Source organism: Variovorax sp. AC103 (genome assembly GCF_979254005.1).
In genome coordinates this window covers 40789-55024 of record NZ_CEEDFC010000003.1, presented here as the reverse complement: position 1 = coordinate 55024, position 14236 = coordinate 40789, and the positions used below count along the sequence as shown (strand labels likewise).

14 protein-coding genes are annotated in these 14236 nt (G+C 69.0%); 12 read left to right on the top strand and 2 right to left on the bottom strand.

What is annotated here, in order from left to right; all coding sequences use genetic code 11:
* Window positions 1-9: 9 nt before the first annotated feature.
* The gene (locus AC0IYU_RS04940; RefSeq protein WP_472113754.1) at window positions 10-906 is read right to left on the bottom strand and encodes a LysR family transcriptional regulator; all 897 of its coding nucleotides are present in this window, start codon (window positions 904-906) and stop codon (window positions 10-12) included.
* 134 nt (window positions 907-1040) lie between these two features.
* Here AC0IYU_RS04940 and gtdA point away from each other — a divergent pair, with 134 nt between their 5' ends.
* The 8 genes from gtdA (at window position 1041) to AC0IYU_RS04900 (ending at window position 9395) form a co-directional block, all read left to right on the top strand.
* A complete protein-coding gene (gtdA, locus tag AC0IYU_RS04935) occupies window positions 1041-2102 on the top strand; it encodes a gentisate 1,2-dioxygenase (protein WP_472113751.1) in 1062 nt (353 codons plus the stop codon).
* Window positions 2103-2168: 66 nt separating this feature from the next.
* A complete protein-coding gene (locus AC0IYU_RS04930) occupies window positions 2169-2873 on the top strand; it encodes a fumarylacetoacetate hydrolase family protein (protein WP_472113748.1) in 705 nt (234 codons plus the stop codon).
* Window positions 2874-2902: 29 nt separating this feature from the next.
* A complete protein-coding gene (locus tag AC0IYU_RS04925; protein WP_472113745.1) occupies window positions 2903-4174 on the top strand; it encodes a 3-hydroxybenzoate 6-monooxygenase in 1272 nt (423 codons plus the stop codon).
* A 67-nt stretch (window positions 4175-4241) separates the two neighbouring features.
* A complete protein-coding gene (locus tag AC0IYU_RS04920; RefSeq protein WP_472113743.1) occupies window positions 4242-5219 on the top strand; it encodes a Bug family tripartite tricarboxylate transporter substrate binding protein in 978 nt (325 codons plus the stop codon).
* Window positions 5220-5300: 81 nt separating this feature from the next.
* Window positions 5301-6278 (top strand): Bug family tripartite tricarboxylate transporter substrate binding protein, encoded by a 978-nt coding sequence (locus AC0IYU_RS04915; protein WP_472113740.1) that lies wholly within the window; start codon window positions 5301-5303, stop codon window positions 6276-6278.
* The gene (locus AC0IYU_RS04910; RefSeq protein ID WP_472113737.1) at window positions 6278-7627 is read left to right on the top strand and encodes an FAD-dependent oxidoreductase; all 1350 of its coding nucleotides are present in this window, start codon (window positions 6278-6280) and stop codon (window positions 7625-7627) included. Before AC0IYU_RS04915 ends, AC0IYU_RS04910 begins: the two co-directional genes overlap by 1 nt.
* Window positions 7628-7669: 42 nt before the next feature.
* Window positions 7670-8383 carry a hypothetical protein gene (locus AC0IYU_RS04905; protein WP_472113734.1) on the top strand — a complete coding sequence of 238 codons (714 nt, stop codon included), beginning with the start codon at window positions 7670-7672 and terminating at the stop codon, window positions 8381-8383.
* A gap of 103 nt (window positions 8384-8486) precedes the next feature.
* The gene (locus tag AC0IYU_RS04900; protein WP_472113731.1) at window positions 8487-9395 is read left to right on the top strand and encodes an acyl-CoA thioesterase; all 909 of its coding nucleotides are present in this window, start codon (window positions 8487-8489) and stop codon (window positions 9393-9395) included.
* Here the strand turns inward: AC0IYU_RS04900 and AC0IYU_RS04895 are convergent.
* Window positions 9361-10089, bottom strand: coding sequence for a GntR family transcriptional regulator (locus tag AC0IYU_RS04895; RefSeq protein WP_435487157.1), 729 nt, complete (start codon window positions 10087-10089; stop codon window positions 9361-9363). The two genes, AC0IYU_RS04900 and AC0IYU_RS04895, sit on opposite strands and share 35 nt — an antisense overlap.
* 147 nt (window positions 10090-10236) lie before the next feature.
* On the opposite strand from AC0IYU_RS04895, the gene AC0IYU_RS04890 reads away from it, so the two are divergent.
* The 4 genes from AC0IYU_RS04890 to AC0IYU_RS04875 are packed head-to-tail and all read left to right on the top strand — an operon-like array spanning window position 10237 to window position 14175.
* The gene (locus AC0IYU_RS04890) at window positions 10237-11016 is read left to right on the top strand and encodes an SDR family NAD(P)-dependent oxidoreductase (protein ID WP_472113728.1); all 780 of its coding nucleotides are present in this window, start codon (window positions 10237-10239) and stop codon (window positions 11014-11016) included.
* Window positions 11017-11061: 45 nt separating this feature from the next.
* A complete protein-coding gene (locus AC0IYU_RS04885) occupies window positions 11062-12276 on the top strand; it encodes an ABC transporter substrate-binding protein (protein ID WP_435487155.1) in 1215 nt (404 codons plus the stop codon).
* A gap of 16 nt (window positions 12277-12292) precedes the next feature.
* A complete protein-coding gene (locus AC0IYU_RS04880) occupies window positions 12293-13195 on the top strand; it encodes a branched-chain amino acid ABC transporter permease (protein ID WP_472113725.1) in 903 nt (300 codons plus the stop codon).
* Window positions 13192-14175, top strand: coding sequence for a branched-chain amino acid ABC transporter permease (locus AC0IYU_RS04875; protein WP_472113722.1), 984 nt, complete (start codon window positions 13192-13194; stop codon window positions 14173-14175). Before AC0IYU_RS04880 ends, AC0IYU_RS04875 begins: the two co-directional genes overlap by 4 nt.
* Window positions 14176-14236 lie beyond the last annotated feature (61 nt).

Sequence of the window (14236 nt, the reverse complement as noted above, 5' to 3'; positions counted from 1 at the left end):
CATGCGCGCTCAGCTGCCGCTGAACAGCTGGGCCAGCGTGCGCCGCAGCCAGGCGTTGCCCGGGTCGGCGTGAAAGCGCTCGTGCCAGTGCTGCTTGACGGCGTAGGCGGGCAGGGCGAAGGGCGGCTCCAGCAGCTTCACCGGTTCCTGCGTGACCAGCACCTGGCCCAGGATGCGCGGCACCACCACGATCAGCTCGGTGTGCGCCACGATGCGCGCCACGCTCAGGAAGCTCGACAGCCGCACCACCACGTTGCGCTGGAGCCCCAGCCGGGCGATGGTCGTGTCCACGATGGCATGTCCGGTGCCCGACGTGGACACCACCGCGTGCGCCTCGGCCTCGAAGCGCTTGCGCGTGAGCTTCGCGCCGATGCGCGGGTGGTTGCGCGCCGCCAGGCACACGAAGTTCTGCATGAACAGCGTCTGCTGGTAGAAGCCCGCGTCCAGCTGCGGCATGAAGCCCACGGCCAGGTCGACCTCGCCGTCCTGCAGGCGGCGCCCGCTGATCGTGGAGATGATCTCGGTCTCGATGTGCACGCCCGGCGCCGCGCGGCGCAGGTGGTCGAGCAGGCCGGGCAGCAGCACCACCTCGCTGATGTCGGTCATGCAGATGCGAAAGCGCCGCTGCGCCTGGGCGGGGTCGAAGCTGCTGCGGTTGCCCTGGGCCTGCGCCAGCTGGGCCAGCGCCTCGCGCAGGTTCGGGTAGATGCGCTCGGCATGCGGCGTGGGCTGCATGCCCTGCGCGGTGCGGGTGAACAGGCGGTCGTCGAAGTGGGCGCGCAGCTTGTTCAGCGCGGTGCTCGCCGCCGCCTGCGCCATGCCCAGCCGCTCGGCCGCCTTGGACACGTTGCCGGTCTTGTAGACCTCGTCGAACACGGCGAGCCATTCGAGATCGAGCTTGGACATGGACAGGTTTCCTCGGGTGCCGCAGGACTGCGAAAGGCACCATTATCGAAATTTCGAATTCCGTGTATTGGCCACCGGTCTTGAGGAAATAGTGGTGCCGCTCAACAATGCCCGCAACGGAGACACCCACGCCCATGAAAACCGCGCCATCCAATGCGGCCGAGCGCAGCGACTACTACGCCCGCATTCGCCCCCTGAACCTCACGCCGCTGTGGGAATCGCTGCACGCCCTGGTGCCGCGCGAGCCTCAGACGCCCTGCGTGCCCGCCCTGTGGCGCTACGACGAGATCCGCCCGCTGCTGATGGAATCGGCCGACCTCATCACCGCCGAAGAAGCCGTGCGCCGCGTGCTGGTGCTGGAGAACCCGGCGCTGCCCGGCAACTCGTCGATCACGCAGTCGATCTATGCGGGCCTGCAGCTCATCATGCCGGGCGAGGTGGCGCCTTCGCACCGCCATGTGCAGTCCGCGCTGCGCTTCATCGTCGACGGCAAGGGCGCGTACACCACGGTGGGCGGCGAGCGCACCACCATGTACCCGGGCGACTTCATCATCACGCCCTCGTGGGCCTGGCACGACCATGGCAACGAAGGCATCGAAGGCGTGACCGAGCCGGTGGTGTGGCTCGACGGGCTGGACATTCCGATGCTGCGCTTCTTCGACGCCGGCTTCGCCGAGAACGACGACGCCAAGGTGCAGCATGTGTCGCGCCCCGAAGGCCACAGCCTGGCGCGCTTCGGCCACAACATGGTGCCGGTGCGCCACGACCATGCGTCGGCCACCTCGCCGATCTTCAACTACCCCTATGCGCGCAGCCGCGAGGCGCTGGCCCAGTTGCAGGTGCAGGAAGCGCCCGACGCCTGGCTGGGCCACAAGCTGCGCTACATCAACCCGCTGACGGGCGGCTCGCCGATGCCGACCATCTCGACCAACCTGCAGCTGCTGCCCCAAGGCTTCGCGGGCAAGACGCACCGCGCGACCGACGGCGCCGTGTACAGCGTGGTCGAAGGCCACGGCACGGCCGAGATCGGCGGCCGGCGCTTCGACTTCGGTCCGCGCGACACCTTCGTGGTGCCGTCCTGGGCACCGCTGCGGCTGTTGTCTCCGAACGAAGACACCGTGCTTTTCAGTTTCTCCGACCGCCCCGTGCAGCAGGCCATGGGCATCCTGCGCGAAGCCTTCCTCGAAGACGCCTGAAGCCCGGCGACTCTTTTTCCTTCCACTTGTTTTGACCGTGTGCCGCCGCGTGCGGCAGGAGCCTTCATGTCCTTTGTCTTCACACCCCCCTCCATCGTCGGCCTGCCCATCGTGGATTCCGACAAGCTGTTCCCCGTGCGCCGTGTCTACTGCGTCGGCCGCAACTACGCGGCGCACGCCCGCGAGATGGGCTTCGACCCGGACCGCGAACCGCCGTTCTTCTTCTGCAAGCCCAACGACGACGCGTCGGTGGTGCCCGTGGCCGAAGGCGCGACCGGCCGCATTCCGTACCCGCCGCAGACCAGCAACTACCACTACGAAGCCGAGCTGGTGGTGGCCATCGGCAAGGGCGGCAAGGACATTGCCATCGACCAGGCCGCCAGCCACATCCACAGCTATGCGGTGGGCCTGGACATGACGCGCCGCGACCTGCAGATGAAGATGCGCGAGCAGGGCCGCCCGTGGGAAATCGGCAAGGCCTTCGACTTCTCCGCGCCCATCGCGCCGCTGCGCACGCTGGCCGACGTGGGCGAGATCAACGCCGGCAGCATCACGCTGGAAGTCGACGGCCAGGTGCGCCAGAACAGCGACATCACGCACCTGATCTGGTCGGTGAACGAAGTCATCGCCAACCTGTCGACGCTGTTCACGCTGCAGCCCGGCGACCTGATCTTCACCGGCACGCCCGAAGGCGTGGGCGCGGTCAAGCCCGGCCAGACGATCAAGGTGAGCATCGAGCGCCTGCCGTCGCTGACGGTTCGCATCGACTGAGTCCCGCACGAGAAAGCACAGGCCGCCCCATGACCGCATCCGCCCCCAAGAACCCTCCCACCGTGCTGCTGGTCGGCGGCGGCATCGGCGGCATGGCCGCCGCGCTGGCGCTCGCGCGCATCGGCGTGGCCGTCGACCTGCTGGAGCAGAGCGCCGCCATCGGCGAGATCGGCGCCGGCCTGCAGCTGGGCCCCAACGCCTTCGCCGCGCTCGACGCGCTGGGCGTGGGCGAGGCGGTGCGCCGGGGCTCGGTGTTCACCGACCGGCTCGTGATGATGGACGCGGTCGATTGCGGCGAGGTGGCCTCGGTGCCGGTCGGCGAAGCCTTCCGCGCGCGCTTTCGCAACCCGTACGCGGTGAGCCACCGCGCCGACCTGCACGGCGCCATTCACGAGGCGGTGAAGCAGCATCCGCTGATCCGCTTCCACACCTCGGCGCAGGTCGAGGCCGTCGACATCGGCGGCCAGGGCGTGACCGCCGTCACCCGTGACGGCCGCCGCTTCAGGGCGGACGCCATCGTCGGCTGCGACGGCGTGAAGTCGGTGGTGCGCCACGCGCTCATCGGCGACGCGCCGCGCGTGTCGGGCCACGTGGTCTACCGCGCCGTGGTGCCCGCGGCCGACATGCCCGCCGACCTGCGTTGGAACGCGCCCGTGGTCTGGGCCGGCCCCGACTGCCACCTGGTGCACTACCCGCTGCGCCACGGCGAGCAATACAACCTGGTCGTCACCTTCCACAGCCGCGAGAAGGAAGTGTGGGGCGTGAGCGACGGCAGCAAGGAAGAAGTGCTCTCGTACTTCGAGGGCGTGCATGCGCGCCCGCGCCAGCTGCTCGACCGCCCGACCTCGTGGCGCCGCTGGAGCACCGCCGACCGCGACCCGGTCGCGCGCTGGAGCGAGGGTGCGGCCACGCTGCTGGGCGACGCGGCGCATCCCATGATGCAGTACCTCGCGCAGGGCGCCTGCATGGCGCTCGAAGACGCGGTGACGCTCGGCGAGGCCGTGAAGGCCTGCGGTTTCGACATGCCCGCCGCGTTCAGGCTGTACGAGGCGGCGCGTGTCGCCCGCACCGCGCGCGTGGTGCTGTCGGTGCGCGAGATGGGGCGCCTTTACCACGCCAAGGGCGTGGAGCGGCTGGTGCGCAACAGCCTGTGGGTCGGCCGCTCGCCGGAACGCTTCTACGATGCGGTCGAGTGGCTCTACGCCTGGCGGCCCGAGCAGTGCCTGGACGATGCACCCGAGGCACTGCACGCGCCGGCTTCGGCAAGGACCGAGGCGGCCGCCGCGCTTTCGCCGCACTGACACCTGTTTCTTTCATCATCCACAACCATCGAGGCGGCCACCAAGGTCACGCCCAGGAGACAAAGACATGAATTTCTCGCGCGCACTGCTGGCAGGCGTTCTTGCCTTGACGGCGGCCACCGGGGCGCTGGCCCAGGCCGGCGACTATCCCAACAAGCCCGTGACCCTGGTCACCCCGTTCGCGGCAGGCAGCGGCCCCGACGCGGTGCTGCGCCTGGTCTCCGACAAGCTCTCGCGCCTGTGGAACCAGCGCGTGCTGATCGACAACAAGCCCGGCGGCGGCGGCTTCATCGCCATCGACCAGGCCCGGCGCGCCGCGCCCGACGGCTACACGCTGCTGCAGCTCGACAGCGAGCACATCGCCGCGCTGCCGCACCTGTACAAGTCGAAGAACTTCGTGACGCTGCAGCACTTCGACCCGGTGGCCTCGCTGTTTCGCACGCCCTTCTTCGTGGCCGTGGGCAGCGACTCGAAGTGGAAGACCATGGGCGACCTGATCGCCGCGGCCAAGGCCGACCCCGACGCCGTGGTCTACGGCTCGTGGGGTGTCGGCAGCCCGGGCCACCTGGGCGCCCAGCAGCTCGAGGCGCTCACCGGCATCCGCATGCGCCACGCGCCCTACCGCGAGGTGTCGCAGCTGTATGCCAACGTGGGCGCCGGCGAGGTGCCATGGGCCTTCGCCAGCATTCCGTCGAGCCAGGGCATCTACAAGGCCGGCAAGCTGCGTTACATCGCGGTGGCCGCGGCCAGGCGCATTCCGCAGATGCCCGACGTGCCCACCATGGCCGAGGCCGGTGGCCCGGCCTCGCTGGAGGTGAATTCGTTCGTGTCGCTGCTCGCGCCCAAGGGCGTGCCGGCGGCCGTCAAGGCGAAGATCAACGCCGACGTGGCCAAGGTCATCGCCGACCCCGAAATTCGCGCCCGCTTCGACACCTTCGCCTTCGAGCCGCTGGCGTGGTCGCCCGAGGAGATCGAGCGCAATGCCGAGGCCAAGTCGAAGGTGTACGGCGAGCTGGTGCGCAGGGGCAACATCAGCCTCGAATAGCGCGGGCCGCGCCTTGCCCAGCCTTCCGCTCGGCAGTTAAGCTGGCCCTCTTTGTTTTTTTTGACAATTCTTCACATTTCCATGCACGCCACCAAGAGAGCCCTCCTGATTGCCTGCGGCCTGGCCGCCGCCGCCGCGTTGCCGCTGACAGCCAGCGCGCAGAACGCCGCCTGGCCGTCCAAGCCGATCCGCCTGCTGGTGGGCTTCCCGGGCGGCTCCACGCCCGACATCGCGGCGCGCACCATCGCCGAGCCGCTGTCCAAGGCGCTGGGCCAGCCGATCGTGGTGGACAACAAGGCCGGCGCCTCGGGCAACATCGCGGCCGACCAGGTGGCCAAGGCCACCGACGACCACACGCTGGGCATCGTCATCAACGGCAACCTCACGTCGTCGAAGATGCTGTACGCCAAGCTGCCGTACGACCCGGTCAAGGACTTCACCTACCTGTCGCTGATCGCGACCGCGCCGCTGGTGCTGGTGGCGCAGAACAACCTGCCCTCGGGCACCGCCTTCTTCGACGCGGGCCGCAAGGCCGGCGACAAGTGGAACTACGGCTCGGTGGGCATCGGCTCGGTGGGCCACCTGGGCATGGAACTGCTCAAGACGCGCGTGCCCGGCTTCAAGCCCGAGCACGTGCCCTACCAGGGCAACCCGCAGGTCATCACCGCCATGCTGGGCGACCAGGTGCAGATGGGCCTGATTCCCCCGGGCGTGGCCATGCCGCAGATCCGGGCCGGCAAGCTCAAGGCCATCGGCCTGACCGGCGGGCGCAGCGCGCTGGTGCCGGAGATTGCGCCGCTGGCCGACGCCGGCGTGAAGGACTTCAACCTCGAGGTGTGGGTGGCGCTGCTGGGCCCGGCCAACCTGTCGAAGGCCGCACAGGCGCGCATCAGCCGCGAACTCGAAGTCGTCATGAAGGACCCGGACGTGCGCCGCAAGCTCTTCGAGCAAGGCTGGCAGGCGGTGGGCACCTCGCCGGACGGCATGCGCACGCGCGTGACCGAAGAGGCGGCCATCATGAGCAAGATCATCTCGGCCCGCGGCATCAAGTTGCAGTGATGAGCACCCAGACATTGCACGAACCGGCGCGCGAACTGCCGGTGTTCGGCGAGTACGACGTGGTCGTGGTCGGCGGCGGCCCCGCCGGCATCGCCGCTGCCGTGAGCGCGGCGCGCCACGGCGCCAGCACGCTGCTGGTGGAGCGCTACGGCTTCCTCGGCGGCATGGGCACCGCGGGCGGTGTCACCAATTTCGCGGGCCTGTACGGCAAGCGCAGGGGCGAGATGACGCAGCTGGTGCACGGCGTGGTCGACCAGCTGATCGAGCGCATCGCCGCGCTCAACGGCATGAACGATCCGCAGAACGGCATGGGCGGGCGCATCTGCGTGCGCTCGTACGACACCTCGGCGTACAAGCTCGCGGCCGACCAGTTGCTCGAAGCGGCGGGCGTGAAGCTGCTGTTCCATGCGTATGCGGCCGCGGTGATCCGCGACGGCAGCCGCATCGCGGCGCTGGTGGTGGAGACCAAGTCGGGCCGCCAGGCCCTCCGCGCCAACGCCTTCATCGACGCCAGCGGCGACGCCGACGTGGCCGCCTTCGCGGGCGTGCCCTTCGAGGTGGGCGACGGCCACGGCAGCGGGCTGTTCCCGACCACCATGTTCCGCATCGGCCAGGTCGACGCGCCGGCCGCGCTCGAGGCGGTGGGCGAGTTCAAGGCCATCAACGACTTCATGGCGCGCGCCGAGGCGCAAAAGCCGGGCGTCTACAAGTTTCCGCGCGAAGGCGCCATCCTGCGGCCCAACAAGGACCCGCGCGAGTGGCGCGCCAACGTCACGCAGATCCGCAACGCCCAGGGCCGCGCGATGAACGGCGTGGACGCGCAGGAGCTCACCGACGGCGAGCTTGAGGGCCGCCGCCAGATCACCGAGTACTTCAGGTTCCTGAAGGCCGAGGTGCCGGGCTTCGCGCAGTCGGCCATCGTGGAGATCGCGCCGCAGGTGGGCATTCGCGAGACGCGGCGCATCCAGGGGCTGTATGCGCTGCAGCGCGAGGACATCCTGGGTTCGGTGAAGTTCGACGACAACATCGGCCTGAACGCCTGGCCGATGGAGATGCATGCCGACGGCCGCATCGAATGGGCCTTCCCGCGCGACGAAGACAACGCCTACAACCACCTGCCGTGGCGCATGCTGGTGCCGCAGGCGCTCGACAACCTGCTGGTGGCCGGGCGCTGCGCGTCGATGACGCACGAAGGCCAGTCGGCCGCGCGTGCGAGCGGCGGCTGCTTCGTCATGGGGCAGGCCGCGGGCACGGCGGCGGCGTCGCTGGGCAGCGCGGCCTTTGCCGCGGTCGACGTGGCGGCGCTGCAGAAGAAGCTGCTCGCCGACGGCGCCGACCTCGACCGCTGAGCGCGGCGAACACGGCGGGATGACGCTAGAGTCCGGGGCTTGATGAACTCGAACCCCGGACGAAAAGTGCACTTCCTGTCGTTGCCGACCACCGCGCGTCGCATTCTCCTGGCGCTGTCCTGCGCCACCCTCGGCCTGTTGCAGATGGGCTGCGCCAGCACCCCCGAAGGCGACCCGGTCCATGGCAAGGACCGCATCCTGAGCTTCGTGGCGGCCAAGGACGGCCGCAAGGTCGCCATCGCCGGCGAGAAGTACCACTACGTGTTCGACGGCGACCCGTCCGTGGCGGCGCTGCTGCGCTGGGACGGGCGCGCGAAGGTCGTGCCCGCCGTGATCGGCGAGTTCAAGGTGGCGCGCAACCAGAGCTTCGAAGGCCAGTACGTGCTGATGGCGTTCGACGCCGACCTGACGCCCGAAGACCGCAGCTTCCTGGTCCAGACCGGTTTTGCGAAGGCGGACGTGAAATACGGCGACCGCACCGGGCCGGCGCTGCGCTACTTCGGCACCGTCTACGGCAAGCGCTACGAAGCGGCGCCGCTGAAGTCGGCCGACAAGGTCGACTTTTCCAGGCGCCAGTACCTCGCCTACGTCGAGCAGGAAACGCTCAGCGGCGCCTTCACCAAGGCCGCGCCCACGCCGCTGGTGTACGCCGACGACGGCTCGATGCTGCTGGGCGGCGTGCCCGTGCGCGTGGTTCAGGGCGGCACCGATTTCACCTGCAGCGCCCGCGTCATGGGCTTTTGCCTGTACCGGTAGCCGCGCCGGCAATGCGTGCTGACCGGGCCGCGACAGCTTGCGGGCCCGGCCTTTGCTATGGTCGGAGCTTGCCTTTTTGCCAGCCCCTGACTGCTCCTTCCCGATGATCATCGACCCCGCCACCGCCGCCCGCCTCGTCAACGAACTCGTCTCGCTCATGCAGCTCGAGCCCCTGGGCGGCGACCGCTTCCTGGCGCAGAGCGAGGACATCGGCACCCCCGCCGTGTTCGGCGGCCAGGTGCTCGGCCAGTCGCTGATGGCCGCCAGCCTCACGGTCGGCGCCGACCGCCCGGTGCACTCGATGCACGCCTACTTCCTGCTGCCGGGCGAGCATGCGCCCATCGAATACAGCGTCGACCGCGTGCGCGACGGCCGCAGCTTCACCACCCGCCACGTGGTGGCGCGCCAGCAGGAGCGCATCATCTTCGAGATGTCGGCTTCGTTCCAGACCGTGGACGACGGCGTCGACCACCAGTTCGACATGCCCGAAGTGGCCGGCCCCGAAGGCCTGGTCAGCGAGCTCGACCAGCGCATCGCCCTGGGCGACCGGCTGCCCGAGCCCTGGCGCGCCAAGGCGACGCAGCCGCACGGCATCGAGTACCGCCGCGTCGACCCCGAAGACCTGATCGCACCCGAGGTGCGCCCGACCTCGGCCCAAAGCGCCATCTGGATGCGCGCGGTCGCGCCGCTGCCCGACGACCCGATGGTGCACCGCGCGCTGCTGGCCTATGCGTCCGACCACGGCCTGCTGCGCGCCGCCATGCTGCCGCACGGCCTGAGCTTCATGAGCGGCCAGGTGCGCCCCGCCAGCCTCGACCATGCCATGTGGTTCCACCGCGATTTCCGCATGGACGACTGGCTGCTGTACGTGCTCGACTCGCCCAGCGCGGGCGGCGCGCGCGGCCTGTGCCGCGGCAGCCTCTATGCGCGCGACGGCCGGCTGGTGGCCTCGGCCGCGCAAGAGGGCATGCTGCGCATCAGGAAGCCGGCGGCTCGGCAGGTTCGGTCATGAGCGTGGGCGGCAGCCCTTCACGGCTGCGTTCGTCCAGCAGCCGCTGGTAGTTGTCCCGCAGCAGGATGCCCGCGTAGTACACGTGCTCGCGCATCAGCTGCTCGGCACGTGCGGCATCGCCTGAAATCACGGCCTGCACGATGCGGTGGTGGTCGTCGTGCGAACGCAGGATCACGCCGTGGTCGTTCCACAGCATGATCCGGTCCGACGCGAACGGCACCGCCTGCGCCTGCGCGCCGAAGCGCATCACCCACGGGTTGCGCGCGCCGTGCATCAGCGTGTTGTGCAGTTTCACGTTCATCTGCTGGTAGGGCGCCAGGTCGTCCAGCAGCAACCGGCCCTTCGCCAGGATCTCGTCGCCCTCGCGCAGGCACTCGCGCAGCAGCGCGGCGGTGGCGTCGTCCACCCCCAGTGCGGCGAAGCGCCGGCAGGCCAGCCCCTCCAGCACCGAGCGCACCTCGTAGGCCGCCAGGATGTCCTCCAGCGCGAACGAGCGCACCAGGTAGCCCTTCTTCGGCTGGTGGTCGATCAGCCCTTCCATCGCCAGCGCGGCCAGCGCGGCGCGCACCGGCGTGCGCGACACCTTGAGGCTTTCCGCGATCGGCACTTCTTCCACGCGCATGCCCGGCGCGAGCCGTCCGTGAAGGATCCAGGTGCGCAATGTCTCGGTGACTTGTTGGGAGAGTGTGTCCATGTCAGGTATACATGATGCCCGTAAATTGGGACGATAGTTGGCGTTATTAGGGAAAACGAGGGCGCATGGATGTGTTCATGTATACACAATGCGACCCTCGATCAACTTTCAAGCCGCCCCGCAGGCGGCCCGGAGACCTTGAAGCCCATGGCGGACCATCATGCACAACCCCACGGCCGGCTGGCCCTCGTGACCGGCGGCGGCCGCGGCATCGGCGAGGCCGTGTGCCGCCGGCTCGCGGCCAGCGGCTACCGCATCGTCGTGGCCGACATCGACGGCGACAACGCGCGCGCCGTGGCGCAGTCGCTGGGCGAGGGCCACCACTTCCGCCAGTTCGACGTGAGCGAAGAGGCCGCGGTCGAAGCCGCGTTCGACGACATCGAGGCCAGGCTCGGCCCGGTCGCCGCGCTCATCTGCGTGGCCGGCGTGCTGCTGCAGCCCGGCGGCGAGCGCTCGCCCATCAAGGACACCACGCTGGAGAACTGGGAGCGCACCTTCGCCGTCAACGCGCGCAGCGTGTTCCTGTGCGGGCGCGCCTACCTGCGCCGCCGCGAGGCGGCGCCCGTGGCGCACGGGCGCATCGTCACCTTCGGCTCGGTGGCGGCGCAGCTCGGCGGCTACCGCGCGAGCGCGACCTACATCGGCGCCAAGTCGGCGGTGCTCGGCCTCACCAAGGCCATGGCGCGCGAATCGGCGCACCTGGGCGTCACCTGCAATTCGGTGGCCCCCGGCCTGATCGACACCGACATGCTGCGCGGCACCGTGCAGAGCAGCGGCGCGCTCACGGCCGCGGCCGCCAACATTCCGCTCGGCCGCATCGGCACGGTGGACGACGTGGCGGGCGCGGTCGACTACCTGGCCTCGGAGCAGGCGGCGTACATCACCGGCAACGTGATCGACGTCAACGGCGGCTACCGCATGCAGTAGGCGCGCGGGTTTTCTTTCACACACTCATTCCAACGGAGACAGCCCATGAAAAAGAACTTCCTGATTTCGGCCCTGGCGCCCCTCGCGCTGTGCGCCTTCGCGGGCGGCGCCGCCGCGCAGGCCGAACCCGGCCTCACCGACAAGACCATCAAGATCGGCATGTTCTCGCCGATGTCGGGCGCGTCGATGAACTACGGCTTCGACGTGATCAACGCCGCGAAGATGTACTACGACAAGATCAACAAGGAAGGCGGCGTGAACGGCCGCAAGATCGAGCTGGTGGTGGAAGACGACCGCTGCAACGCCAACGACCTGCTGGCCGCGGTGAAGAAGCTCACCGAGCAGGACCAGGTGTTCCTGCTCAACGGCGGTTCCTGCTCGGCCGCCGTGGTGGGCGCGCGCGAGTACGTGGAGCGCGCGAAGATTCCGCTCGTGATGCTCAACGCCTCGGGCGACGGCGCGCTGTATCCGCCCTCCAAGTACATCTACGGCGCGTTCTCCATCTCGCAGCACGCCGTGGGCGGCTCGATGGTGCAGTTCGCGAGCGAGCAGCTCAAGGCGAAGAAGATCGGCTACATCAACCACGACGACGCCTACGGCGGCTGGAACCTCGAGTCGGCCCAGGCACAGGCCAAGGCGCTCGGCGGCGTCGACCTGCAGGTGCAGTCGGTCAACCCGAACATCACCGACGTCACCGCGCCCATGCTGAAGATCAAGGCCGCCAACCCCGACGTGCTGCTGCTCACCACCTATGCGCGGCCCGTGAGCCTGATCGTCAAGCGCGCCTTCGAGCTCGGCTTCAACAAGCCCATCGTGCTGGCCGTGAACTCCACCGCCGACCTGAAGCAGCTGGTGGAGAACGTGGGCAACAAGGACGCGTTCAAGAACGTCTACATCCAGGAAGTGCTGGCCGACGTGCCCGGCGGTCCCAAGCTGAAGTGGGTGTACGACATGTACAAGGCCGCCTACCCCGACCTGGCGTCCAAGCCCGGCCATCCGCAGGCCTACATGCCTTACGGCATCCCGCCCGCGATGGCGGTGGTCAACGCCCTGAAGGCGGCCGGCCCGAACCCCACGCGCGAGAAGGTGCTCACCGCGCTGTCGACCATGAAGTTCGACTCCGGCGTGATGGCCGGTCCGATCGAGTTCGGCCCCGACGACCGTGCCGCGCAGGAGGCGGCCATCTACATCAAGTTCGACGGCAGCAACATGGCGCTGGTGCCCGGCAGCTACAAGAGCGTGTGGAAGTACAAGCCCTGAGGGCGGCGGCGAACCCATGAGCCTCTCCGACATCTGGCTTTTCCTGCAGCAGGGCGTGCTGTCCGGCATCGTGACCGGCAGCGTCTACGCGCTGCTCGCGGTGGCGATCGTCATGGTCTTCAAGACCACCGACGTGCCAAACTTCTCGCAGGGCGAAATCTTCATGGCCGGCGGCTACGCCGCGCTGTTCCCGCTGGTGGTGTGGGGCTGGCCCTACTGGGCCGCGGTGCTCGCGAGCATCGTGGTCACCGCCTTGCTCGCCGCGGCGTTCCAGCGCGTGGTGATGCAGCGCGTGACCGCCTCGCGCGGCGTGGGCGTGCAGCTCGTCATTGCCACCCTCGGCTTCGCGTACCTGCTCAAGGGCCTGGTGCGCAAGACCGGCCTGGGCGACACGCCGCGCTCGCTGCCCTCGCTGGTGCCGCAGGACCCGGTCATGATCGGGCAGGCCTCGCTCACGCTGCTCGACCTGGCCATCTTCGGCTCGGCCGTGGTGGTGATGGTGCTGCTGTACCTGATGTTCACGCGCACCCGCACCGGCCAGGCCATGCGCGCGGTGGGCATGAACCCGCGCGGCGCGCAGATCGTGGGCGTGAAGCTGGGCAGCATCCGCATGAAGATCTGGGCGCTCACGGGCGTCATCTCGGCCATCTCGGCGCTGCTGATCACGCCGAAGATCCTCATCACGCCCGACATCGGCCACATCGCCATCCTGGCCTATGCGGCGGCCATCGTCGGCGGCTTCACCAGCCTGCCGGGCGCGGTGGTCGGCGGTTTCATCATCGGCATCGTCGAGAACCTGGTGGGGCTTTTCATTTCGTCCAATGCCATCGTGGTGGCGCCCTTCGTGGCGATCATGGTGGTGCTGCTGGTGCGTCCGCAAGGGCTGCTGGGCGGCAAGCCGCAGGTGAAGAAGGTATGAGCGCGTCCACAGTTTCGTCCTCGTGGTGGGACCGCGGCGTGCTGCTCTGCATGGCCGTGGTGCTCGCGGTGCTGCCCTTCACCACCAGCGGCTACGTGCTGTACGTGGTCAACCTGCTGATGGTGTTCTCGGTGCTGGCGCTGGGCATGCACCTGGTCATCGGCGAGACGGGCCAGTTCGCGCTGTCGCACGCGGCCTTCTTCGGCATCGGCATCTACACGGCCGGGCTCATCAACAACCAGTGGCAGCCGCCTTTCTTCGTGTCGATCCTCGCGGGTGCGGTGCTGTCGGCGGCGCTGGGCTGGGTCATCGGGCTGCTGGCGCTGCGCATGCGCGACATCTACCTGGCGCTGGCCACCTTCGCCTTCGGCGAGGCGATGCAATGGGTGTTCCTGAACTGGGAGTCCGTGACCAACGGCTCCAACGGCTTGCAGATGAAGCCGGCCTCGCTCGGCGGCTACCAGCTCATGAACGACCTGCAGGCCTACCCCTTCGTGGTGGCCATCGCGGCGCTGATGCTGTGGCTCACCGTCGCGCTGGCGCGCTCGCGGCTGGGCTCGTCGTTCCGCGCGGTGCGCGAGAGCGACGTGGCGGCCGTGGCCATGGGCGTGAACACCCGCGCGGTGAAGGTCACGGCCTTCGTGCTGTCGGCGGCCTTCGCGGGCGTGGCGGGCGGCATGTACACGCTGTTCACCTCGTTCATCCACCCCGAGAGCCTGGGCTTCCAGACCACCATCCTGATCCTCACGATGGTGGTGGTGGGCGGCCTGGGCTCGGTGCGCGGCGCGGTGGCGGGCGCCATCGTGTTCGGCCTGGCGTCGGAGCTGCTGCGCCAGGCCCCGTCGTACCAGGAAATCATCTACGGCGGCATCCTCATGCTCTTCATGATGTTCCTGCCCAAGGGCATGGCCTCGCTGTTCGTGGCGCGCCGCAAGTCGCAGCGCGCGACCTCCGTGAATGCAACGGAGAAGCACGCATGAGCGCCGCGCTGGGCCGCCCCGAGCAAGCTCGCACCGTAGCGCGCAGCGCGGAGGTTATTCA

Excerpts from the sequence above, each read along its gene's own strand:
- AC0IYU_RS04890 (WP_472113728.1), top strand. The coding sequence starts at position 10,237 with ATGGCGGACCATCATGCACAACCCCACGGCCGGCTGGCCCTCGTGACC.
- AC0IYU_RS04905 (WP_472113734.1), top strand. The coding sequence starts at position 7,670 with ATGAACTCGAACCCCGGACGAAAAGTGCACTTCCTGTCGTTGCCGACC.
- AC0IYU_RS04920 (WP_472113743.1), top strand. The coding sequence starts at position 4,242 with ATGAATTTCTCGCGCGCACTGCTGGCAGGCGTTCTTGCCTTGACGGCG.
- AC0IYU_RS04875 (WP_472113722.1), top strand. The coding sequence starts at position 13,192 with ATGAGCGCGTCCACAGTTTCGTCCTCGTGGTGGGACCGCGGCGTGCTG.
- AC0IYU_RS04930 (WP_472113748.1), top strand. The coding sequence starts at position 2,169 with ATGTCCTTTGTCTTCACACCCCCCTCCATCGTCGGCCTGCCCATCGTG.
- AC0IYU_RS04910 (WP_472113737.1), top strand. The coding sequence starts at position 6,278 with ATGAGCACCCAGACATTGCACGAACCGGCGCGCGAACTGCCGGTGTTC.
- AC0IYU_RS04925 (WP_472113745.1), top strand. The coding sequence starts at position 2,903 with ATGACCGCATCCGCCCCCAAGAACCCTCCCACCGTGCTGCTGGTCGGC.
- AC0IYU_RS04895 (WP_435487157.1), bottom strand. The coding sequence starts at position 10,089 with ATGGACACACTCTCCCAACAAGTCACCGAGACATTGCGCACCTGGATC.
- AC0IYU_RS04900 (WP_472113731.1), top strand. The coding sequence starts at position 8,487 with ATGATCATCGACCCCGCCACCGCCGCCCGCCTCGTCAACGAACTCGTC.
- AC0IYU_RS04885 (WP_435487155.1), top strand. The coding sequence starts at position 11,062 with ATGAAAAAGAACTTCCTGATTTCGGCCCTGGCGCCCCTCGCGCTGTGC.
- AC0IYU_RS04915 (WP_472113740.1), top strand. The coding sequence starts at position 5,301 with ATGCACGCCACCAAGAGAGCCCTCCTGATTGCCTGCGGCCTGGCCGCC.
- AC0IYU_RS04940 (WP_472113754.1), bottom strand. The coding sequence starts at position 906 with ATGTCCAAGCTCGATCTCGAATGGCTCGCCGTGTTCGACGAGGTCTAC.
- gtdA (WP_472113751.1), top strand. The coding sequence starts at position 1,041 with ATGAAAACCGCGCCATCCAATGCGGCCGAGCGCAGCGACTACTACGCC.
- AC0IYU_RS04880 (WP_472113725.1), top strand. The coding sequence starts at position 12,293 with ATGAGCCTCTCCGACATCTGGCTTTTCCTGCAGCAGGGCGTGCTGTCC.